This window comes from Nonomuraea sp. NPDC050394 (assembly GCF_044459065.1).
GTDB lineage: Bacteria > Actinomycetota > Actinomycetes > Streptosporangiales > Streptosporangiaceae > Nonomuraea.
On the sequence record NZ_JBITIO010000004.1, the window covers coordinates 627,825 to 648,947 of the forward strand.

Consider the following 21,123-nt stretch of genomic DNA (forward strand, 5'->3'; position numbering starts at 1 on the left):
CGGTTATGCGGGCGTTATGCCTGTCCCGAGATCATGTCCATGAGCCGGGCGGAGATCTTCTCGCCGTCGGCGCGGAAGCCGTTGTGCTCGTACTCGTTGGTCACCCAGGTGCGGACGTTGCCCACGTGGGCGGCGGTCTCCAGCGACAACCGCGCGTCCACGTACATGTCGTCGTGGTAGACCACCGCGGCGACGGGTACCTGGTTGCCGGCCAGGCGGTCCGGGTCGTAGAGCGGGCCCAGGGTGGCGTCGGCGGCGAGCGCGTGCGCGGCTTCGCGGTAGGGGCGCAGGGCGCGGATCTCGTCGAACATCCACGGGTAGGTCATCTCGCCGGTGAACGTGCCGGGCTCGTCGAGTTCCTTGGGGCGCAGCCGTTCGGCGGACCAGTCGGTGGCCGAGCCCTGGGCGTAGCAGGGCTCGTGCATGAGGGCGTACAGGGGCGAGCCGATGAAGCCGGTCGCGTTCATGACGCCGTAGAGGAAGGTGTCCGACAGGCGATCGCCGGCCCACGCCTCATCCAGCAGCCAGTGCACGCTCTCGAAGCCGTCGCTCATGCCGAACTGCATGCCGAGCATCTGGAAGCGGCGGTGGGTGAGCACGTCGCCGTCGGGCAGCACGACCTCGTTGGCCAGCAGGTGGTGCGCGACGCGCTCGGCCACGGCGGCGTCCCCGGGGTAGCGCCGGTAGTACGCGGCGGTCTTCTCCACGACCCTCGGGTAGGTGCGGGCGTAGACGTCGTCGGCCGTGGCGGTGAGGCCGGGCAGGCCGCCGGTGATGTGACAGGCCTTGAGGCCCTCGGGGGCCAGCGACAGGTACGTCATGGTGAGGAAGCCGCCGTAGCTCTGGCCCCAGGTCTCCCACCGCTCGACGCCGAGCGCCTTCCTGATGTGCTCGCAGTCGCGCACGATCGAGTCGGCGCGGAAGTGGCGGTAGTAGCCGGCGCCGGCGGGCTGGGCGGGGGTGCTCCTGCCGGTTCCGCGCTGGTCGAGCAGGAGCACGCGGTGGGTCTTCAGGATGTGGCGGAAGTGGGCCTTGCCGAACAGGCGGGGGGACTTTCCGCCGGGTCCGCCCTGGAGGAACACCGCCCACGGCAGGTCGTCGCCGGCCTTGGGCGGGTCGACGATCTCGCGGGCGAAGACCTGGATGGCGGGGCCGCCCGGGTCGTCGTGGTCGAGCGGAACGGTGAACTCATGGTCGACGGCGGTCAGGCCGGGCATCGTCACTCTCACCCCGCAACCCTAGCCAGCCCACGTATCTCGGCCGTTCCCGGGCATGTGCCGCGAAGATCTCCGCGGCCAGCCGCCGTACCTCGCCGGACCGCTCGGCCACGGCGCCGTCCGGATGCCACACGAGCAGGTGGCGCATCGTCAGCGGCGTCCCGGCCAGCGGCCTGATCACCAGCCCGGGGCTTTCGGCGAACGTGGCGCGGCAGGGCGCGACGGCGCCGCCCGCGGTGACCATCTCCCTGATCACCCAGCCGTCCGAGGCCTTGTGCGGCGTGCGCGGCGCGAACCCGGCCCGCACGCAGGCCAGCAGGAAGCACTCGGGCCAGCCGCCGCCGTCCGGCGGCGCCAGCACGAACGACTCCCCCGCCAGCTCGGCGAGGTCGATCTCCGCCCGTACGGCCAGCCGGTGCCGCTCCGGCAGCGCGATGAAGACCGGCTCCTCGGCGATGACCTCGCAGCGCAGCGGCGTCGGCGGGCGCAGCTCGTGCTCGCGGTAGTCGGCGACGACCGCGGCGTCGAGGCGTCCGGCGGCGACCAGGTCGCAGAGCAGCCGGGGCGAGTCGTCGGTGAAGGAGCTGACCTGGTCGCCGCCCAGCCGTTCGATGAGGCCGGGCAGGATCGGGCCGGCGACGCCGCCCAGCCGTACCTCTCCTTGGGGGTGTGCGGCGGCGCCGCGGACGAGCTCGTCCATGCCCATGAGCAGCAGCCGCGAGCGCTCCAGCACGTACTCGCCGAGCGCGGTGGGCACCACGCCCTGCCTGCCGCGCGCGAACAGTTGGCCGCCGAGCGCCCGCTCGATGCGCTGGAGCTGCGCGGTGAGCGCGGGCTGCGAGGTGCCCAGCGCGGCGGCGGCCTTGGTCAGGCTGCCCGCGTCGGCGATGGCGCAGACGGTTCGCAGGTGGCGTAGTTCCAGGCTCATGGCGTCACTCGGTGAAGTCGGCGGCGCCGAGGCGGCGGCGGTTCACCTCCAGGCGCAGGACGTCCGGCCGGTTGTAGTGGCCGGCCGGGTCGAAGGCCTGGCGTTCGCCGCGCACGACCGCGGGGTCGATGTCGGCGACGACCAGGCGTTCCTCGCCGGAGACCGGCTCGACGATCCACTCGCCGTCGGGTCCGGCGATGGCCGAGCCCCCGTCGGCGCGTGAGCCGAGGTCCTTCAGCGCCTCGTGGAACGGGAAGTCGGCGGGCACGTCGGCGTAGGAGAACAGGGCGCCGGCGGCCAGCGAGTAGACGCGGCCCTCGCGGGCGACGAAGCGGGTGATGTCCTTGGTCAGGCTCGTGGATCCGGGCCAGACGGAGACGTGCAGGTCGATGCCCTGGGCGTAGAGGGCCTGCCGGGCGGTGGGCATCCAGTTCTCCCAGCAGTTGAGGCCGCTGACCCTGATGTCCTTGTACGCGTGGGCGCGCAGGCCGTGTCCGTCGCCGATGCCCCACACGAGGCGTTCCTCGAAGGTGGGCATGAGCTTGCGATGGGCGGAGACGACGCCGTGGTCGGGCGAGATGGCGACCAGCGTGCAGTAGACGGTGCCGGCGGACCGCTCGGTGATGCCGAGGTAGGTGAAGACGCCGAGGTCGCGCACGGCCTCGGTGATCGTGGCCAGCTCGGGGCCGTGCAGCTCGACGGCGGCGTCCAGGTAGTAGGCGTAGGCGCGCTTCTGGTCGGCGTTGCCGAACTGCGCGCCGTCGGTCTTGTCCACCCAGAACGGATAGCCGGACAGGAACGTCTCGGGGAAGGCGATCAGGTCGATCTCACCGGCGCGTGCCTGCTTGAGAACGTCGAGGACCTTGGCCGTGCCGGCCTGGGGGTCAAGCCAGGGGCAGCGGGCCTGGGCGGCGGCGATTCGCATGGCGTGATCCTATAGCTCCTGATACGCTACCCAAGCGAGCGCTTGGTTCACCGTGAGGGGCTGACGCATGAAGTTCTCGACCTTCCACCTTTTCCACCGGTTCGACGGCCAGAGCTTCAAGGACGTCTACGACTACCACCTGGAGCTCATCGAACTGGCCGAAGAACTGGGCTTCGACGGGGTACGGCTGGCCGAGCACCACTTCCGCGACTACGGCGTCGTGCCGAACCTGTTCACGCTGCTGGCCCACGCCGCCGCCCGCACCACGCGGATCAGGCTCGGCACCGGCATCGTCGTGCTGCCCCTGCACAACCCGATCCACGTGGCCGAGGAGGCCGCGCTCGTGGACGTGCTCTCCGGCGGCCGGCTCGACCTGGGCATCGGGCGCGGCTACCAGAGCTTCGAGTTCGAGGGCTTCGGCATCGACCTGGCCGAGGCGCGCGACCGCTTCAACGAGGCGCTGGAGGTCGTGCTCGGCCTCTGGACCTCCTCCGAGTTCCGGCACGAGGGCAAGTTCTACAAGACCGGGGCCGAGGTCACGCTCACCCCGCGGCCGCTGCAGACCCCGCACCCGCCCATCCACGTGGCCGCCGTCTCCCCCGAGACCGTCACCATGTACGCCGAGCGCGGGCTGCCCATCCTGGCCGACCCGGCGGCGACGTTCAGGAAGGTCGCGAGCGCGGCCGAGCGCTGGCGCGAGACCGCCCGGCAGGCGGGCCACGCCGGGGACGCCGACCTGGTGGTGGCGCGCAGCGTCTACGTCGCGCCGACGGTCGAGCAGGCCCGCGCCGACCAGGCCCGCTTCGAGGCGGCCTTCGACCGCTCGCGCATCTTCAACGAGAAGAGCGCGCCGATCGACCCCAAGACCGGCAAGGCCGCCCAGGGCTTCGAGTACTACCAGGACCGCTACCTCAAGGGCGGCGAGGTCTCCAACGACTTCCGCTGGGAGCAACTGGAGGTGATCGGCGACCCGGCCCGGGTGATCGAGCAGATCACGCTGCTGCGTGACGCCGGCTTCTCGAACCTGCTGTGTGACTTCGGCAGCACCCGGCCGTTGCCGCTGGAGGAGATGAAGCAGGTGATGCGGTTCTTCGCCGCCGAGGTCATGCCCGCCTTCCGTTGATATTTCGTGAAGCCTCACCCCCCACCTGGAGGCGCGATGATCCACAACCTGACCCTCTCCGACGTCCTGTCCGAGCACGCGCGCAGCCGCCCCGAGACCACCGCGGTGGTCGACGGCGAGGTACGCCTGACCTACCCGCACCTGGACGCGCGGGTGTCCCGGCTGGCCAGTGCCCTGGCCGGGCGCGGGGTGGCGGCGGGGGACCGGGTGCTGTGGCTGGGACAGAACTCGCACGCCATCCTGGAACTGCTGCTGGCCTGCTCCCGCCTGGGCGCCGTCTTCTGCCCGGCCAACTGGCGGCAGTCGGCCGGCGAACTGCGCTTCGTCCTGTCCGACCTCTCGCCGGCGGTCGTGGTGTGGGAGCACTCCGACACCACCGCCGCGCTGGTGCCCGGCTCCGGCCTGGCCGAGATCGGCACGCCCGCGTCGTGGGTGCGGGCGGGCGAGGAGTACGAGGAGTTCCTGGCCTCGGGGGAACCGCACGACTTCCCGCCGGTCGAGGACACCGCGCCGGTGCTGGCCCTGTACACGGCCGCGTTCGACGGGCGTCCCAACGCCGCGTTGCTGAGCAGCGCCGCGCTGGTGGCGCACAGCGCCTCCCTGCTCGTGGTGCGCCAGATGGAGCCCGGCTTCACCTTCCTGGGCAACGGGCCGCTCTTCCACGTGGGCACGATGATGTTCTGCCTGGCCACGTTGCAGATCGGGGGCACGAACGTGCTCATGCCCGCCTTCGACGCCGAGGAGCTGTGCCGGCTGGTCGACGCGGAGAAGGTCACGCAGGCGTTCCTGTTCGGGCAGATGATCGACACCGTGGTGGCGGCCAACGCGGGCGGCAAGTACGACCTGTCCTCGCTGCGCTTCGTCTCCCACTCGGCCGAGTGGGACGAGATGACCACCGTGGACGACTCGCCGTGGTGCCGCTCCAAGATGGGCGGGTACGGGCAGACGGAGGTGGGCGGCATGCTCACCTTCCTGGGCCTGGCGCCGGGCGCGGCGGGTTTCGCGGGCCGCCCCTCGCCGCTGGTCCAGGTCCGCATTCTGGCTCCCGACGGTACGGAGCTGGCGCCGGGTGAGGTGGGCGAGATCTGCGCCCGCGGCAAGAGCCTCTTCTCCGGATATTTCGCCCGCCCGGAGCTCAACGCGGCCAAGTCCGCGTACGGCTGGCACCACACCGGCGACCTCGGCCGCCGCGAACCCGACGGCACCATCACCTTCGTCGGCCCCAAACTCCGGATGATCAAGTCGGGCGCCGAGAACATCTACCCCGCCGAGGTCGAGCGGGCGCTCAAGGCGCACCCGGCCGTGGCCGACGCCGCCGTCATCGGGGTGCCCGACGAGCGCTGGCACCAGACCGTCAAGGCGGTCGTGGTGACCAGGTCCGGGGAGACTGCCGCCGCGGAGGACCTGATCGAGCACGTCAGGGCGACGCTGGCGAGCTACAAGAAGCCGCGCGAGGTGGTCTTCGCCGAGGAGATCCCGAAGAAGGGGTTCACACCCGACTACGACGTCCTCGACGAACGGTACGGCGGCGGAAACTACCCCGGCGTGTAGCCCAGCGGAAGCCCGGCGGCCAGATGGGACAGTGCCCGGTCGATCTCGGCCGGGCCGTCCATGTCCGGGTCCTTGGCCCAGTCGAACCAGACGCTCACGACGACGCCGACGATCGCACCGGTGATGTTGCGCATCTCCGGATCGTCGGCCGGACGGCCGGACCGCTGCGCCAGCATGTCCTGGATCGTCCTGATCGCCCCGCTGACGTTCTCCAGGCTCGCCGTCCACAGCTCGGGCACGGTCAGCATGAGCTTCTCGCGTTCGAGCCCTTCCGCGACCTCCTCCTCGCTCTGCGCGGCGAAGATGGCCCGCATGGCCTGGCGCATGGCCTCCACCGGGTGCAGGTCGGCGGGCAGCACGTCCAGCGCAGCCACGAACGGCGGGAACTGGTCGAGCAGCACCAGGTCTTCCTTGGTGGCGAAGTAGCGGAAGACCGTGCTGGGCGCGACCTCGGCGGCCTCGGCGACCTGCTCGATCGTGGTGGCCGCGTACCCCTGCTCGCGGAACAGGCGTAGCGCCTCCTTCTGGATCAAGGCCTTCGTCCTGGCTTTCTTGCGCTCGCGCAGCCCGCTCATGATCCCCATTCTGCCGCTCCGCGACGTCTCCTACAAAATGGTGGTCAACTTTGAAATCGGAGTCTACTCTCATAATTATGGAATTCCCCAAGACCTTCGCGAACCGCCCCGAGCTGCCCATCACCCGCGTGGCGTCCTACGACGGCCATCCCGGCTGGCTGGTCACCCGGCACGCCACGGTCAGGCAGGTGCTGGCCGACCCGCGCTTCAGCGCCCGGCAGGAGCTGCGGCGCCCGATGTTCCGGCCCGTGCGGGTCAACGGGCCGCGCGAGCCGGCCGCGCCCGGCTGGTTCTCCGCCATGGACGCGCCCGAGCACACCCGGTACCGGCGCCACCTGCACACCTGGTTCACCGCCCGCAACCTCAGGAAGCTCGAACCCCGGGTCACCGAGATCGCCCGCGAACTCCTGGACGCCATGGACGACCCGGCCGACCTGGTCAGGGACTACGCGCTGCCGCTGCCGTCCAAGGTCATCTGCGAGATCCTCGGCGTGCCGTACGCCGATCACGAGTTCTTCGAGGCCGAGACCGCGATCGTCGCCGCCTACGAACCGGAGTCCGCCAGGGCCGCCATGATCCGGCTGACCGGCTACATCCGCGGGCTGGTCGAGCGCGGGCCGGAGAGGGGCGTGCTGGCCGAGCTGATCGACAACGGCAGCGGCCTCACCCACGAGGAGCTCGCCAACATCGGCCTCGGCCTGCTGACCGCGGGGCACGAGACGACCGCGCACATGATCTCGCTGGGTGTGCTCGCGCTGCTGGAGAATCCCGGGCAGCTCGCCGCGCTGGCCGCCGATCCGGAGCTGATGGACTCGGCCGTAGAGGAGCTGCTGCGCTACCTGTCGATCCTGCACCTGGGCGCGCCCAACCGCGTCGCGCTGGAGGACGTGGAGCTCGACGGCGTCATGGTCAGGGCGGGCGAGACGGTGACCGTCAGCCTGCCCGCCGCCAACCGCGACCCCGAGGTGTTCACCAGTCCGGAGCGCCTCGACCTCGCCCGCCCCGAGGCACGCGAGAACGTCGGCTTCGGCCACGGCGCCCACCTGTGCCTCGGCCACAACCTCGCCCGGATGGAGATGGCCGTCGCCTACCGGGAGCTGTTCGCGCGCCGTCCGGCGCTCCGGCTGGCCGTACCCGCCGAGCAGGTCGTGCTGCGGCCGGACTCGGTGGTGTTCGGCGCGGTCAGCATCCCCGTGACCTGGACCTAGAGGATCGCGAGCGGATTGAGCGGGCTCGCGGTGCCGCCCACCAGCCGCAGCGGCGCCGCCACGAAGACGAAGTCGGTACGGCCGGCCGCCGCGAGCTCCTCCAGCCACAACATCTCGACGAGGTGGATGCCGTGGCGGTGCAGCAGGATCAGGTGGAGATCGTCCTCCAGCTCCTCGTCGGCGAGCTGGCGTTCGTTCAGCCCGCCGATCGCCGCGTTGTCGCAGGCCACGACGGCCACGTCACGCGCGGCCAGCCACCGTCCCGCGTCGGCGGACAGACCGGGCTGCCCCGACCAGTACTCCTCGGGCGAGCGCTCCCACACCAGCGGCCACCCGGTACGGATCACCGCCACGTCCCCGGGCGAGACGTCAGCGACGGCGGCCAGTTCCCCGGGCGTGATCCGGTGCCCGGCCGGAAGGTGCTCCACCCCCAGGTGGCGCGGCACGTCGAAGAGCACGCCCTTCGCCACCACCCCGCCCACCTGGTCGATCCCGCACTTCTTGGCCCCGTAGGAACGGACCTCGGCGGCCGGGTGCCCGTTGTACAGTTCCTCGCCCGACCACATGTGGCACAGCGCGTCCATGTGGGTGGTGGTGCCGTGCGCGGAGACGATCAGCGCGTCGTCGGCCATGCGCAGGCCCGCCCCGACCGGCCGGGCGCCCGCGGCGAAGTCGGCGCCGTCGATGGACATGTAGTGCTGCGGCAGCGGCCTGCCGCGCAGGTGGGGCCCGCGGCGTCCGATCGGGCCGGCCAGGCTGACCACCTGGCCGGTGACGGCGGCGCGCAGCGCGCTCAGGACGGCGGGGCCGTTCAGGAGGTTGAGAGTGCCGCGCTGATCGTCTGGGCCGAAGCGGCCCCAGTTGTTAGGCTCGGAAACCAAGTAAGCGCTTCCTTTCCTGCGGAGGTCTGATGCACTGCGATCCCCGGTTCTCGCGGGTGCGCGAGGTGTTCGAGCGGCAGTTCGCCGACGGCGAGGAGCTTGGGGCGGCCTTCGCCGTCTACGTGGACGGCGAACTCGTCGTGGACCTGTGGGGCGGCGCCGCCGACCGCCACACGGGCCGCGCGTGGCAGGCGGACACACCCGTCTTCGCCTACTCCTGCACCAAGGCGCTGACCGCCGCCGTCGCGCTGAGCGTGATCGACGACGTCACCGCGCCCGTCACCCGCTTCTGGCCGGAGTTCGCCACGCGGGAGACGACCGTGGAGCACCTGCTCTCGCACCAGGCGGGCCTGCCGGTGATCGAGGACCCGGTCCCCGTCGAGTCGTTCGAGGACCTGCCCGCCATCGCCGGCCGCCTGGCCCGCCAGCGGCCCCTGTGGCAGCCCGGCACCGCCCACGGCTACCACGCGCTGACCTACGGTTTCCTGGTCGGCGAGGTGGTGCGCCGCGTGACCGGCCGTTCGATCGGCTCCCTGGTGGCCTCGGAGATCGCCGGCCCGCACGCCCTGGACCTGTGGGTGGGCGCCCCGGACGACGTGATCGACCACGCCGCCCGCCTCACCACCCGCCCCCCATCCGGTACGGCTCCCGCCACCGCGATGCCTCCCGGCACCCCCGCGGCGCAGGCGGCCCTGGACCCGGACAGCCTCATGAACCGCGCCCTCGGCAACCCCGGCATGAACCTGCTCAAGGGCGGCGCCAACCACCCCGTCGTCCTGCGCGCCGGCTGGCCGGGTGCGGGCGTGGTCACCACCGCCAAGGCCCTGGCCGGCTTCTACCGGACCTTGATCGCCGGCGACCTCCTCCCCCGGGACCGCCTCAAGGACGCGCTGCGCCGCCGCGTGGAGGGACCGGACCGGGTGCTGCTCATGGACAGCTCGTTCGGCCTCGGCTTCTCCCGCCCCTCGACGACCTTCCTCACCCCGCCCAAGGCGGTGGAGGCGTTCGGCCACGGCGGCCTCGGCGGTTCCCTCGGCCTCGGCGACCCGGCCCGCGGCCTGGCCCTGGCCTACGTCATGAACCGCCTGGCCGGCAGCGTGACGGGCAGCCTGCGCGCGTACCGGCTGACCGAGGCCGTCTACGCCTGTCTCTGAGGGGTTCAATGCATGGTGATGCCGCCGCTCACCGAGAGCGTCTGCCCGGTGATGTAGGCGGCCCGATCGGTACACAGGTAGGCGACCAGCCCGGCCACGTCGGCCGGTTCGCCGAGGCGGCGGAGCGGGATGCTCTTGGCGATCTTCTCGACCAGGCCGGGCTTCTCCTCCGCCACCCGCCGCAGCATCGGGGTGTCCGTCGGCCCGGGACAGACCACGTTGGAGGTGACGTTGCCCCGGGCCGCCTCCCTGGCCAGCGTCTTGGCCAGTCCGAACAGGCCCGCCTTGGTGGCCGCGTACGCGCCTTCCCCGCCGGAGCCGGCCCGCGCGCCGTCCGACGAGACGAACACCAGCCGGCCCCACTCCCGTTCCAGCATCCCCGGCAGCAGCAGCTTGGTGAGCAGCATGGGCGCGCGCAGGTTGACCAGCCACATGAGGTCCCAGGCGGCCGGATCGCTGTCGACGAACGGCTCCACGATCGACACCCCCGCGTTGTGCACGAGGATGTCCACCGCCCCCACCTCGGCGCAGAACTCGCCGACGGAACCGGCGTCGGCCAGGTCCACCCGGCGCGCTTCCGCCCGTCCCGGCCCCTCCGACCAGGCGGTCCCCCCGGAGTCCACGACCCAGGGGAACGTGTGCGCCAGTTCGGCCGCCACCTTGTCCGCCGTCTCCTGCTGGACGTCGGCCACGACCACGTGCGCGCCGAGCGACACGAGATCCGCGCAGATGGCCGCCCCGATGGCCCCGGCCCCGCCGGTCACCACCGCCCGCCGTCCGTCCAGCCGCAGTCCTTCCATCTCCCTCACCTCTTCCGCTCAGGAGCACCGCCCCACGCCGCGACGAGGTCCGCGGCACTCACGCGGGTGGCCAGCAGTCCCAGTGTGTGCTTCAGTACGGCTGCCGCATAGTCGTCCGGTACCCCCGCCACCGCGTCCTTGACCACGCTCACGCGGTAGCCGAGGTTGACCGCCTCCAGGGCCAGGCCGGGGATACCGAGGTTGAGCGATACCCCGGTCGCCACGACGGTGGTGACGCCGAGGGAGCGCAGCGTCATGTCCAGCGAGGTGCCGGTGAACGGCGAGAAGCCGTGGTGGCGCCGGTTCTCCAGGTCGCCTGGGGCCATCAGCCCGTCGAGGACCTCCACGGCCGCGGTGCCCTCCAGCATGTGCGCGGGGTCGCGGAGCAGACCGGCGATGAACGGGCAGTTGTCGGTGTGCGAGCCCGCCCGGTCGGGGCGGAAGGCGGCGGTGCAGTGGATGACGGGTATCCCGGCGGCCCGCGCGGCGTCCAGGACGGCCATGGTGTTGGCGACGACGTCGTGCTTGTCACAGGCGGCGACCAGTTCCGGAAATTTCGTGAGATCGCCGATGACACCCCGCTGCATCTCCATCACCAGCACAGCCGTTCCAGCCATCCAGACCTCCAGCCAAGCGCTTGCTTGCCCAGCAGCGTAACATCACGCGGGCCAGGAAGGTCGGTCGCGCGGCAACGGGGAGGACGGGGCGTCCTCGTCGCCCACCACGCGCTTGATCGCCACCCACAGGCCATAGGGATGCCCCCGCACCGGCAGCGGCCCCGCGCCCGGATCCACCCGCAACTCCTTCACCAGGGCGACGCACATCAGCAGCATCACCACCACGAACGGCAGCGCGATGATGATCGTGGCCTGCTGCAGCCCGGTCAGGCCGCCGGAGATCAGCAGGACCACCGCCACCGCCCCGATCAGCACGCCCCACACGATCACCAGGGCGCGCGGCGGGTGCAGGGAGCCGCGGGTGGAGAGCGAGCCGAGCACGAGCGAGGCCGAGTCCGCGCCGCTGACGAAGTAGAGGGCGATGAGCACCACGGCCACGACGGTGGTGACGGCGGCCAGCGGCAGGTTGTTCAGCAGGGCGAACAGCGCGGCCTCCGAGCCCTTCGCGATGGCGGGGGCGAAGTCGGCGGTCCCGGCGCGCTGCATGGTCAGCGCGCTGCCGCCGCTCACGCAGAACCAGATGACGCTGACCGCGCTCGGCACCAGCATGACGCCGACGATGAACTCGCGGATCGTGCGCCCGCGCGAGATGCGGGCGATGAACGCGCCGACGAACGGCGCCCACGACAGCCACCACGCCCAGTAGAAGATCGTCCAGGTTCCCAGCCACTCCTTGCTGGTGAACGCGCCGGTCCGCGTGGACATGGCGATGAGGTCGGACAGGTAACCGCCGATCGAGGCGGGCACCAGGTCGAGGATCGCGACCGTGGGGCCGAAGACGAAGATGACGAGGGCCAGCACCAGCGCCAGGTAGACGTTGACGGTGCTGAGCCACTGCACGCCCTTGTGCACGCCGGTCGCGGCCGAGGCCACGAAGCACAGGGTCAGCACGAGAATGATGATCACCTCGGCGCGCCGGCCGCTGAAGTCGAAGAGCTGGTTGAGACCGGACTCGACCTGGAGGGCGCCGAGTCCGAGGCTGGTGGCGGTGCCGAAGACGGTGGCGAGGATGGCCAGCAGGTCCAGGACCCTGCCGATGCCCTTGCGCCGGCCGAACAGCGGCTCGAACGCGGCGCTGAACTGGTTGCCCCGCCCCTTGCGGAAGGTCGAGTACGCCAGCGCGAGGCCGGTGATCGCGTAGATGGCCCAGGGGTGCAGCGTCCAGTGGAACAGCGTGTACTCCATGGCCGTGCGCGCGGCGTCCGCGGTGCCCGCCTGGACGCCGATGCCGGGCGGCGGCTTGAAGTAGTGGGTCAGCGGCTCGGCGACGCCGTAGAACATGAGGCCGATGCCCATGCCGGCGGCGAACATCATCGCCATCCAGGCCAGCGTGGTGAACTCGGGGGTGTCGTCGTCGCGGCCGAGCCGTACCTTGCCATAGCGGCTGGCGGCGAGCACGAGCGCGAGCACCAGGAAGAAGTCGGCGGCCACCACGAACACCCAGCCGCAGTTGGTCAGGACCCAGCCCAGGGCGCTCGCGCCGACGGCGTTCAGCGACCCGGCGGAGACGGCGCCCCAGATCACGACGCCGAGCAGCAGGACCACGGCGATCGCGAACAACGGGGTATCGGGCTTGTGCGTTCTCATTACGCAGCGTCATACCCCAATAACGGAGGGCGAAATATCGCGCCGCGTGACAACCGGAACCGTGGGTGAGACCGTCGAACCGGAGACGGCTGTGTTATGGGGGTTCGCTTTGGTCCCTGGTTACCGCGAAGTTCGCCAGCTCGGCGCCGGCCGCACCGGCCGTGTGTTCCTCGCCACCTACCAGGCCACCGGCGCCTATGTGGCGATCAAGTACCTGAACGCCACCCTGCGCAGGGACGACGAGTTCATGACCCGCTTCCGCGCGGAGTCCCCCCGGCTCGTCGAGATCGACGATCCGAACGTGGTCACGTTCTACGAGTACGTGGAGACCGCCACCAGGGCAGCCGTGGTCATGGAGGTGGTCGACGGCGTCTCGCTGCGCACGCTGCTGAGCGAGCACGGCCGCACCAGCCCCGAGGCGGCGCTCGTGCTGCTCAAGGGGACGCTGCTCGGGCTGGCCGCGGCCCACGAGAAGGGCGTGGCGCACCGGGACGTCAAGCCGGAGAACGTCCTCGTGCAGGCCGACGGCACCGCCAAACTGGCCGACTTCGGCGTCGTGGTGCACGCCGAGGAGCCCGGCGTGCCCGCGGGCAGCCCGCCGTACATGTCGCCGGAACTCTGGACCCACGGTACGGCCGGCATCCCCGCCGACCTGTACGCCGCGGCCTGCGTGCTGTTCGAGTGCGTGAAGGGGCGGCCGCCCTTCCGGGCCGACGACATCGCGGCCCTGCGCGACAAGCACCTCGTGGAGCCGGTGCCGGTGGAGGTCGTCCCCGACACGCTGCGGGACCTGCTGCGGCGCGGGCTGGCCAAGGACCCGGCGGTGCGCTACGCCTCGGCCCGGCAGTTCGCGGCGGAGCTGGAGGAGGACGCGGTCGCCGGATACGGCCCCGGCTGGGAGCAGCGGGGCCGCCGCCACCTGGCCGAGCTGGCCACGCTGCTGGCGCTGCGTTTCCCGCTGGCCAAGCCGGACGCCGGCGCCTCTCCGCCGGGCGCTCCTGAGGCGCGCCGCGAGCGCCGCAAGGTGAGCCTGCCCCGGCTGCCCCCGCACCTTTGGGTGGCGGGCGGAGCCGTGGCCGCGGTGCTGATCGGGCTCATGCTGTCGGGCGGACGGCTGCCGCCCGGCCCCGGCATGCTGCTCGTCCCCCCGGACGAGGCCCCGCAGGGGGTGGCGCAGAGCCCCGCGACCTCCGCCAGGAAGCCCGCCGCCTCGCGCTCCGCTCCCCCCGCCTCCCCGAAGACCTCGCCGACCGGCCGGCCGGCGCGCACCGCCACCCGCGACGTCAGCCCGCCCGGCGTGCCGACCGACGCGCCGCCGCCCAGCCCCCCGGCGTCCAGTCCACCCGTGCCCAATCCACCCGCGTCCACCCCGCCGCCGGCCCCGACGTCCGCCCCGCCTCCCACGCCGACCGGCCGGGGGCTGCCGCCTACTTCCGTGCGGTCGGCGAGCATCATGGGCTGGAGTGGGTCGGCCGGAGCGGTGCGGGTCGCGGCCTCCGGAGCCGGGCCGGTGCGGCTGACGGTCTCCTACACGCGGCGCGAGGACGGCGAGAGCTCCCGCGTCGTGCACAGGGAGACGACCACGCTCAGCGGGCAGACCTCCTACACCTCGGGCTTCACCCGCGACCTCGGTGACGTGGGCTGCGGCGAGCGCGCGTACTTCGGCGTGGTGGTCCTGACGACGCCCGCCGCGGCCAACGGGCCGCAGGTGAGCGAGGTCGCCATGGACGGCCCGGCCTGCCCGCCGGCCTCGCCGTCGTCCTCCTCGTCCTCGCGCGGCGCCGCCTCGCCGCCTTCCCCTTCTCCCTCGGAGCCTTCTTCCTCGCCGTCGCCTTCCGAGGCCCTTGTTGACTAACCAAGCGTGCGCTAGCTTGGCAAGCGATGAAGCATGCCACTGTCTGCACGTTCACCGTGGTGTACCGCTCGTTCGTGCCCGAGTTCCGGGGGCGCGAGCCGTACGTGCTGGCCTGGGTTGACCTGCCCGACGGGACCCGCGCGTTCGGCCAGGTGATCGACTGTCCGCCCGGCAGCGTGCGCGTCGGGATGCCCGTCCGGATGACCCTCGTCGACGACCTACCCCAGTGGAGGCCAGCGTGAAGCTCGGCAACGTGTTCATCCCCGTCAAGGACCTCGACGAGGCGATCGCCTTCTACGGGCTGCCGGTCAAGTTCCGCGACGGCGACCGCTTCGCCGCCCTCGACGGCGGCGGGGTCACGCTGGCACTCGCCGCTCCGGCCGAGCACGTCACCGACGCCTGCGCGCCGTCCTACAAGGTCGATGACGTACGGCGGGCCGTACGGGATCTGGAAGCCCGCGGCGCGACCGTCCTCGCGCCGCCCGCGGCCGGTCCCCACGAGATCAGGGCGGTCCTGCGCGACCCCTCGGGCAACGTCTTCGTGCTGTACACGTCCCTCTGAACCGGAGGCCTCCCCCATGGCGCGATCACCCTATGGAAACTACGGCCACGCGATCCTGACCGCCGGCGCGCTGCGCACCCCCGACCGGGTCGCGCTCACCTACTGCGGCGAGCAGAGCTTCACCTACGACCAGCTCAACCGGATCGTCAACCGCCGCGCCCACGCCCTGCTCGCCGCCGGCGTCGAACCTGGCCAGAGGGTCGCGGCGCTGCTCAACGAGACGCTCCAGGTGGCCGAGGTCTACCTCGCCCAGGCCAAGATCGGCGCGATCACCGCGGCGCTCAACCCCTACTGGCCCGTCGAGACCCTCCGGGCCGTCGTGGAGCGCTCCGGCTGCACCGCCTTCGTCTACGACTCCACCGTCGAGGAGGTCGTCGAGCGGATCCGCCCGGACCTGCCCGCCGTCACCACCTGGATCAGCGCGGCCGGCCTTCAGCACGAGGACGAGAGCGAGCCCCCGCTCGCCGGCCACCACGACGACCCGCTCGCGCTCTACTACACCTCCGGCACCACCGGCCTGCCCAAGGCGGTCGTCCACACACACGCCTCATCACTGGCCACCGCCCAGATCTGGCTCGACGTCCCGCGCGCCGACGACTCCGTCTTCGGCACCGGCGCGATCATCTGGGGCATCGGCTTCCCCGCGATCGTCGGCCCGGCCCTGTACGCCGGGATGCGCCTCGTCCTCGAACAGGACTGGGGCCCGGCCAACTTCCTCAAGGTCGTCCCCCGCGAGAAGGTCACCCACGTCTCCCAGATCCCCTCCTTCTACGCGGCGCTGCTCGGCGGCGACGACCACGCCGGCGTCGACCTGTCCTCCCTTCGCGTGATCATGCTGGGCGGCGAGCCGCTGACCGCGCCCATGCTCCAGAAGATCAAGGAACGCCTCCCGGAGGCCGGGGTCTACTCCTACTACGGCCAGACCGAGGCCCCGTACACCTGCATGGGCCGCGTCGACGACGGCTCCACCCCGCTCGGCGCCTCCGGCCGCGCCCGCACCGGCAACGCCGTACGGATCACCGGCCCGGCCGGCGAGCGGCTCGTCGGGCAGACCGGTGAGATCAACCTGGCCGGACCGCACCGCATGGCGGGCTACGACGGCGAACCCGGCCAGACGGCCGACGTGCTGCGCGGCGACTGGTACGTGGGCGGCGACCTCGGCTCCCTCTCTCCCGAAGGCGTGCTGCGGGTGCTCGGGCGGCGCGAGGACGCGATCCTGAAGTCGGGCCGGTGGACCCAGCCATCCACGGTGGAGGAGGCGGCCGCCGCGCTCGACGGGGTGGCGGAGGCCGGGGCGACCGGCGTTCCGGAAGGGGCCTCCGAGCAGCGCGTCCTGCTGGCGGTCGTGCCACGGGCCGGGCACTCGCTGGATCCGGCGAAGATCGCGCTCGCCCTGGCCGACACGCTCGCGCCGCACCAGCGGCCGGACACCATCGTGGTCGCCGACGCGCTGCCGCACTTCCAGGACGCCTCCGGCGGGCCCGGCAAGCTGCTGCGCCGCGAGATCCGCGAGACCTACGGACACCTGGTGGAGCACGGTGACCCGGCCTGACCCCGCACCGCCCGAGCCCGCCCTGCCCGAACCCGCACCGCCCGAGCCCGTGTTCGCCGAGCGCGCGTTCACCGAGCCTGAGGCCAAGGCTCTGCTGGCGGCGGCCGGGATCGCGGTGCCACGGGGCGTCGTGGTGCGCGACGGCGACTTCTCCGCCGCGGCGGGCCTGACGGCGCCCCTGGTCCTGAAGGGCGTCGGCCCGCTCCACAAGTCCGACGTCGGCGCGGTCCGCCTCGGCCTCGCCCACGCCGACCTGCCCGCAGAGGCGAGCGCCATGGCCGCGCGCGCCGGACTCGACGCCTACCTCGTCGAGGAACAGGCCCCGCCCGGCATCGAGCTGATCGCCGGACTCGTCCACGATCCCGGGTTCGGCCCGGTTCTGCTGACGGGCCTGGGCGGCGTCTTCACCGAGGCCCTCCGCGACACCGCCCTGCGCCTGTGCCCGATCACGGAGACCGACGCGCGCCGCATGCTGGCCTCCCTGCGCGGAGCGCCCCTCCTGTACGGCTACCGCGGCGCGGACCCGGTGGACGTGGACGCGGTGGTCAAGATCCTGCTGGCGATGGGCGGAGCGGGCGGCCTGTGGGAACGGCTGAACCTGGGCGAGTTCGAGCTCAACCCGGTCATCGCCACGGCCGACGGCGCCATGGCCGTGGACGCCCGCTACATCCCCGGCCTTCACGAGGCTGCTCAAAGCCGCCCCGTACCCGACCTTCTGCCGTTGTTCGAGCCTCAAGCGGTGGCCGTGGTCGGCGCCTCCACCACCCGGCCGAACTTCGGGAACATGTTCCTGGAGTTCTACAAGGCCGCCGGGACACCCGTCGTGGCCGTCCACCCGACGGCCGGCGAGATCGCCGGCGTGCCCGCCGTGCCGTCGCTGGACGCCGCCGACGTCGACTACGCCCTCGTGGCCGTGCCCGCCGCACGATGCCCCGACGTGGTACGGCAGGCCGGACGCGTGCCGTACGTGCAGGTGATGAGCGGCGGCTTCGGCGAGACCGGCGAGCACGACCTGGAGGCGGAGCTGGTGTCGGCGGCCCGCGCGGCGGGGACACGGCTGCTCGGGCCGAACTGCATGGGGGTCTACAGCCCCCGGGGCCGCCAGACGTTCGTGGGCGGCGGGCTGGGCGAACCCGGCGGCATCGCGCTGATCTCGCAGAGCGGCGGGCTGGCCGGAGAGGTGATCAAGGTCGGCGAGCGCCGCGGGCTGCGGTTCAGCCGCGTGGCCACGGTGGGCAACGCGGCCGACCTGACCCCCGCGGAGCTTCTTCGCTGGCTGTCGGCCGATCCGGAGACCACGGCCGTGGGCCTGTACCTGGAGGATCCGCGTGACGGGCGTGCCCTCTTCGAGGCGGTGGCCGGTTGCCGGAAGCCCCTGGTCATGCTGGTGGGCGGGCGCAGTGCCCAGGGGCGGCGGGCCGCCGCCTCCCACACCGGCGGCCTGGTCGGCGACGGGCGCGTCTGGCAGGCCCTCGCCGACCAGACCGGCACCACGCTCGTGGCCAGTCAGGACGACCTGATCGGCGTGCTGTCCTACTTCCAGTCGCACGCGCGCCGCCTGACGTTCGGTGACACGGGCGGAGTGCTGGTGGTGGGGCCCAGTGGCGGGGCGAGCGTGCTGGCGGCGGACGTGCTGGACCGGGCGGGGCTGCGGCTGGATCCGCTGGCCGGCGACGCCACGAACGAGCTGCGCGGGCTCGGGGTCGGGGTCGGCAGTTCGCTGGCCAATCCGCTGGAGATTCCGGTGGGGCCGCGTGGGCGGGCCGAGCTGGTGCGCGAGGTGGTGGGGGCGATCGTGCGGCGGCAGCCGTACCTGGACGTGGTCGCGCACGTGAACGCGCAGAGCTTTTTCACCTACGGCACGCGGGCGGAGCCCTTGCTGGAATACGCGCGGGCTTTGGCTGCGGCGCAGGAAGAGGTGCGGGCGCGGGTGACCTTGGTCGTGCGGAATGCGGAATGTGCCCCCGGCGGGGTCGAAGAAGAGGTCAGGCGGATCGTCGCCGTGGCGGGGATTCCGGTTTATCGGTCGATGGAGGCGGCGGCCGTGGCCGTCGCGGCTGGAGGGCGTCATGGGACTGCTTGACGGGAAAGTGGCGCTGATCACCGGTGGCGCCCGGGGAATGGGCGCCGCTCATGTGCGCCTGTTTCTCGAAGAGGGCGCGCGGGTGGTGTTCGGGGACGTGCTCGACGACGAGGGAAAGGCGCTCGCGGAGGAGACCGGGGCGGTTTACGTCCGGCACGACGTGACCCGTCCGGAGGAATGGGCGCGCGCCGCCGACGCCGCCGTGGAGGCCCACGGGAAGCTGGACGTGCTGGTCAACAATGCGGGAATTCTCAAATTCCGGCGGATCGCCGACATGGCGCCGGAGGAGTTCAGCCGGGTGGTCGACGTCAATCTCAAAGGGACCTGGCTGGGCATCAAAAGCGTCATCGAGCCGATGAGAGCCGCGGGGCGGGGGTCGATCGTCAACATCTCCTCGATCGAGGGCTTTATCGGGGCGGCCGGGCTTTCCGCCTACGCGGCCTCGAAATTCGCCATCCGGGGGGTGACGAAATCGGCGGCCCGGGAGCTCGCGCCGTACAAGATTCGCGTCAACTCCGTCCATCCGGGGGCGATCAACACGCCCATGGCGCTCGACCCGGACATGATGAACGAGGTGGACGCCGATTCCTTCGTGAAATCCATGGTCATCAAGCGTTTCGCCAAGCCCGTGGAAGTGTCGCACGTGGTGGCATTCCTGGCCTCGGACAAGGCGTCGTACTGCACGGGCAGCGAGTTCACCGTCGACGGCGGGCTCACCACCGGCGCGGGCTACTGAATCACGCTCAGGTACGGCGGCGCCGCGTCCGGGTGGCGGCCACCGGATCGACCGCGGTCCAGGTGGCGGCCAGCTCGACCGAACGGGCGCGGCCCGCGTGGATGTGGCGCAGCACCTGGTCGGCGGCGGTGTCGGGATCGCGGGCCGCGATGGCCTCGTACAGCTCGTGGTGCTCGGCGCACTGCTGTTCCGGGTCATAGTGGGTGAGGCGGAACAACCATCTCAGCCGGGCCTCCAACGGGCGCATCATGTCGATCAGGAGCGCGTTGCCCGACAGCGCCACCACCGCGGTGTGGAACGCGGCGTTGGCCAGCGCGATCGCCCGAGCGTCCCGCCTGCGGGTGGCCTCGTCCGCCTGATCCAGTACGGCCCGCAGCGCCGCCAGCCCGTTCCCGCCGGCCCGCCGAGCCGCCAGCCGGGCGGCCAGCACCTCCAGGCTCTCCCGCACGTCGAAGAAGTCCGCCACGTCCTGGGGAGTGAACGGGCTGACCAGCACCCCCTGCCGCGGCACCAGCACCACCAGCCGCTCCGCCTCCAGCCGCCCGAGCGCCTCCCGCACCGGCACCCTGGACACCTCGAGCTCGGCGGCCAGGTCCCGCTCGATGAGGCGCTGCCCGGGGTGCAGGTCACCCTCGATGATGCGCTCCTTGAGCGTGGCGTAGACGGTCTCCCGGGCCGTGGACATGCCCCAACCCTACGGTCTCCCCCTGCCCCACCCTCCCCGGACAGACCAGCGCCTGGGGACCTCCCGGCCACCGACACCCCCAAGGACCCACCGAAGGGCCGACAGCCCGCGGCCCCCGCAGGGCGACAACCCGAGCGCACTCCCCATGGGGCGACAACCCGACGGCACTGCCCACGAGGCGACAACCCGAGGGCACTGCCCACGGGGCGACAACCCGATGGGCCTGTCGAGGGTGACGGCTCAGGGGGTCGGCAGATCTGGAGGCGGGAGGGGCGCCGGGCGGGTGGTCCAGCCTGTGGGGGTGATGAAGAGGCCGGTGGCCTCGACCAGCGGGGTGCCGTCCGGCGTGGTGATCCGGCCTTCCGACCAGGACTTGCGGCCTTCGGCCCGGACGTGTTCCGCCCTGGCCAGCAGGGGCGCGCCGTACGGGACCGGCTTGAGGTAGCGGACGGTCAGGGAGGCCGTCATCCCGGCCGCGCCCGCCGCCGCGGCGGCCTGGCCGAGCAGGTGGTCGAGGATCATCGCGCTGATCCCGCCGTGCACGGATCCGGGCGGGCCCTCGTGCATGGGCCGGAAGGACAGCCGCGCGTGTACGGCGGCGCCGTCGTGTTCGACGACCAGGGGCAGGGCGTGCGGGTTGGCCCCGCCGGTGACGGCGTTGCCCAGGTGGCGCAGGCTGCCGTCGGGCCCGATCTCGAACGGCTGCGGCGTGTCGCGGGTGGCGGCGCGCAGGCGGGCGGTGGCCTCGGCGAGCATCGCGGTGACGGCGGCGAGCTCGGGCTCCTGGACGTCGGTCAGAGCGGTGGCGTCCATCAGGTCGCGGACCTGCGCGGACAGCTCGCAGAGCGCCTGGAGCCGGGGTTCGACGGTGGCCGCCTCGATCGTCATGACCAGCAGCATACCGAACTATGTTCGGTAGATCTTTTCCCCCTTTCCCGGCGATTTCGTGAAATTTCTGGCAGGCTCTTGACCTGCGGTTTTGATACCGAGCTGCACTTGGCGGTTTCTTGGCTCATGCTTGACC

The 21,123-nt window shown here is 72.0% G+C and carries 20 protein-coding genes; 10 read left to right on the forward strand and 10 right to left on the reverse strand.

Features of this window, described 5'->3' with window-relative positions; all coding sequences use genetic code 11:
- Positions 1–14 precede the first annotated feature (14 nt).
- Genes ACIBKY_RS20415 through ACIBKY_RS20425 form a run of 3 tightly spaced genes read right to left on the reverse strand, consistent with a single transcriptional unit; the run spans position 15 to position 3,070 of the window.
- On the reverse strand, positions 15–1,229 hold the full coding sequence (locus ACIBKY_RS20415) for an alpha/beta fold hydrolase (protein ID WP_397098235.1): 1,215 nt from the start codon (positions 1,227–1,229) through the stop codon (positions 15–17).
- On the reverse strand, positions 1,189–2,145 hold the full coding sequence (locus ACIBKY_RS20420; RefSeq protein ID WP_397098237.1) for a LysR family transcriptional regulator: 957 nt from the start codon (positions 2,143–2,145) through the stop codon (positions 1,189–1,191). Before ACIBKY_RS20420 ends, ACIBKY_RS20415 begins: the two co-directional genes overlap by 41 nt.
- A 4-nt stretch (positions 2,146–2,149) precedes the next feature.
- Entirely contained in the window at positions 2,150–3,070 is a 921-nt protein-coding gene (locus ACIBKY_RS20425) for a carbon-nitrogen hydrolase family protein (RefSeq protein WP_397098239.1), read from the reverse strand.
- A gap of 67 nt (positions 3,071–3,137) precedes the next feature.
- Between ACIBKY_RS20425 and ACIBKY_RS20430 the strand changes: the two genes are divergently transcribed.
- Positions 3,138–4,193: an LLM class flavin-dependent oxidoreductase gene (locus ACIBKY_RS20430; RefSeq protein WP_397098241.1), complete on the forward strand. Its 1,056-nt coding sequence runs from the start codon at positions 3,138–3,140 to the stop codon at positions 4,191–4,193.
- A gap of 36 nt (positions 4,194–4,229) precedes the next feature.
- Positions 4,230–5,744 (forward strand): AMP-binding protein, encoded by a 1,515-nt coding sequence (locus ACIBKY_RS20435; RefSeq protein ID WP_397098243.1) that lies wholly within the window; start codon positions 4,230–4,232, stop codon positions 5,742–5,744.
- Here ACIBKY_RS20435 and ACIBKY_RS20440 read toward each other — a convergent pair.
- Positions 5,729–6,319 carry a TetR/AcrR family transcriptional regulator gene (locus tag ACIBKY_RS20440; protein WP_397098245.1) on the reverse strand — a complete coding sequence of 197 codons (591 nt, stop codon included), beginning with the start codon at positions 6,317–6,319 and terminating at the stop codon, positions 5,729–5,731. The genes ACIBKY_RS20435 and ACIBKY_RS20440 overlap by 16 nt on opposite strands.
- Positions 6,320–6,396: 77 nt before the next feature.
- Between ACIBKY_RS20440 and ACIBKY_RS20445 the strand changes: the two genes are divergently transcribed.
- Positions 6,397–7,527 carry a cytochrome P450 gene (locus tag ACIBKY_RS20445; RefSeq protein WP_397098247.1) on the forward strand — a complete coding sequence of 377 codons (1,131 nt, stop codon included), beginning with the start codon at positions 6,397–6,399 and terminating at the stop codon, positions 7,525–7,527.
- Here ACIBKY_RS20445 and ACIBKY_RS20450 read toward each other — a convergent pair.
- The gene (locus ACIBKY_RS20450; RefSeq protein WP_397098249.1) at positions 7,524–8,408 is read right to left on the reverse strand and encodes a cyclase family protein; all 885 of its coding nucleotides are present in this window, start codon (positions 8,406–8,408) and stop codon (positions 7,524–7,526) included. The genes ACIBKY_RS20445 and ACIBKY_RS20450 overlap by 4 nt on opposite strands.
- 29 nt (positions 8,409–8,437) lie before the next feature.
- Here ACIBKY_RS20450 and ACIBKY_RS20455 point away from each other — a divergent pair, with 29 nt between their 5' ends.
- Entirely contained in the window at positions 8,438–9,562 is a 1,125-nt protein-coding gene (locus tag ACIBKY_RS20455) for a serine hydrolase domain-containing protein (RefSeq protein ID WP_397098251.1), read from the forward strand.
- 5 nt (positions 9,563–9,567) lie between these two features.
- Here ACIBKY_RS20455 and ACIBKY_RS20460 read toward each other — a convergent pair whose 3' ends face one another.
- The 3 genes from ACIBKY_RS20460 to ACIBKY_RS20470 are packed head-to-tail and all read right to left on the reverse strand — an operon-like array spanning position 9,568 to position 12,626.
- The gene (locus ACIBKY_RS20460) at positions 9,568–10,362 is read right to left on the reverse strand and encodes an SDR family NAD(P)-dependent oxidoreductase (protein ID WP_379637216.1); all 795 of its coding nucleotides are present in this window, start codon (positions 10,360–10,362) and stop codon (positions 9,568–9,570) included.
- A gap of 5 nt (positions 10,363–10,367) precedes the next feature.
- On the reverse strand, positions 10,368–10,979 hold the full coding sequence (locus tag ACIBKY_RS20465; RefSeq protein WP_397098253.1) for an isochorismatase family cysteine hydrolase: 612 nt from the start codon (positions 10,977–10,979) through the stop codon (positions 10,368–10,370).
- 42 nt (positions 10,980–11,021) lie between these two features.
- Entirely contained in the window at positions 11,022–12,626 is a 1,605-nt protein-coding gene (locus ACIBKY_RS20470; RefSeq protein WP_397098255.1) for a BCCT family transporter, read from the reverse strand.
- 109 nt (positions 12,627–12,735) lie between these two features.
- Between ACIBKY_RS20470 and ACIBKY_RS20475 the strand changes: the two genes are divergently transcribed.
- Genes ACIBKY_RS20475 through ACIBKY_RS20500 form a run of 6 tightly spaced genes read left to right on the forward strand, consistent with a single transcriptional unit; the run spans position 12,736 to position 19,414 of the window.
- A complete protein-coding gene (locus ACIBKY_RS20475; protein ID WP_397098257.1) occupies positions 12,736–14,481 on the forward strand; it encodes a protein kinase in 1,746 nt (581 codons plus the stop codon).
- 26 nt (positions 14,482–14,507) lie between these two features.
- Positions 14,508–14,723, forward strand: coding sequence for a Zn-ribbon domain-containing OB-fold protein (locus ACIBKY_RS20480; RefSeq protein ID WP_397098259.1), 216 nt, complete (start codon positions 14,508–14,510; stop codon positions 14,721–14,723).
- Entirely contained in the window at positions 14,720–15,043 is a 324-nt protein-coding gene (locus ACIBKY_RS20485) for a VOC family protein (protein ID WP_379620627.1), read from the forward strand. The genes ACIBKY_RS20480 and ACIBKY_RS20485 overlap by 4 nt, the downstream gene beginning before the upstream one ends.
- 16 nt (positions 15,044–15,059) lie before the next feature.
- Complete coding sequence (locus ACIBKY_RS20490) at positions 15,060–16,595, forward strand: class I adenylate-forming enzyme family protein (protein ID WP_397098261.1); 1,536 nt, start codon at positions 15,060–15,062, stop codon at positions 16,593–16,595.
- On the forward strand, positions 16,582–18,678 hold the full coding sequence (locus tag ACIBKY_RS20495; RefSeq protein ID WP_397098263.1) for an acetate--CoA ligase family protein: 2,097 nt from the start codon (positions 16,582–16,584) through the stop codon (positions 18,676–18,678). Before ACIBKY_RS20490 ends, ACIBKY_RS20495 begins: the two co-directional genes overlap by 14 nt.
- On the forward strand, positions 18,665–19,414 hold the full coding sequence (locus ACIBKY_RS20500; RefSeq protein WP_397098265.1) for a glucose 1-dehydrogenase: 750 nt from the start codon (positions 18,665–18,667) through the stop codon (positions 19,412–19,414). The genes ACIBKY_RS20495 and ACIBKY_RS20500 overlap by 14 nt, the downstream gene beginning before the upstream one ends.
- 7 nt (positions 19,415–19,421) lie before the next feature.
- Here the strand turns inward: ACIBKY_RS20500 and ACIBKY_RS20505 are convergent, their stop codons facing one another.
- Entirely contained in the window at positions 19,422–20,099 is a 678-nt protein-coding gene (locus ACIBKY_RS20505; RefSeq protein WP_397098267.1) for a GntR family transcriptional regulator, read from the reverse strand.
- A 240-nt stretch (positions 20,100–20,339) separates the two neighbouring features.
- On the reverse strand, positions 20,340–20,987 hold the full coding sequence (locus ACIBKY_RS20510; protein ID WP_397098269.1) for a PaaI family thioesterase: 648 nt from the start codon (positions 20,985–20,987) through the stop codon (positions 20,340–20,342).
- Positions 20,988–21,123 lie beyond the last annotated feature (136 nt).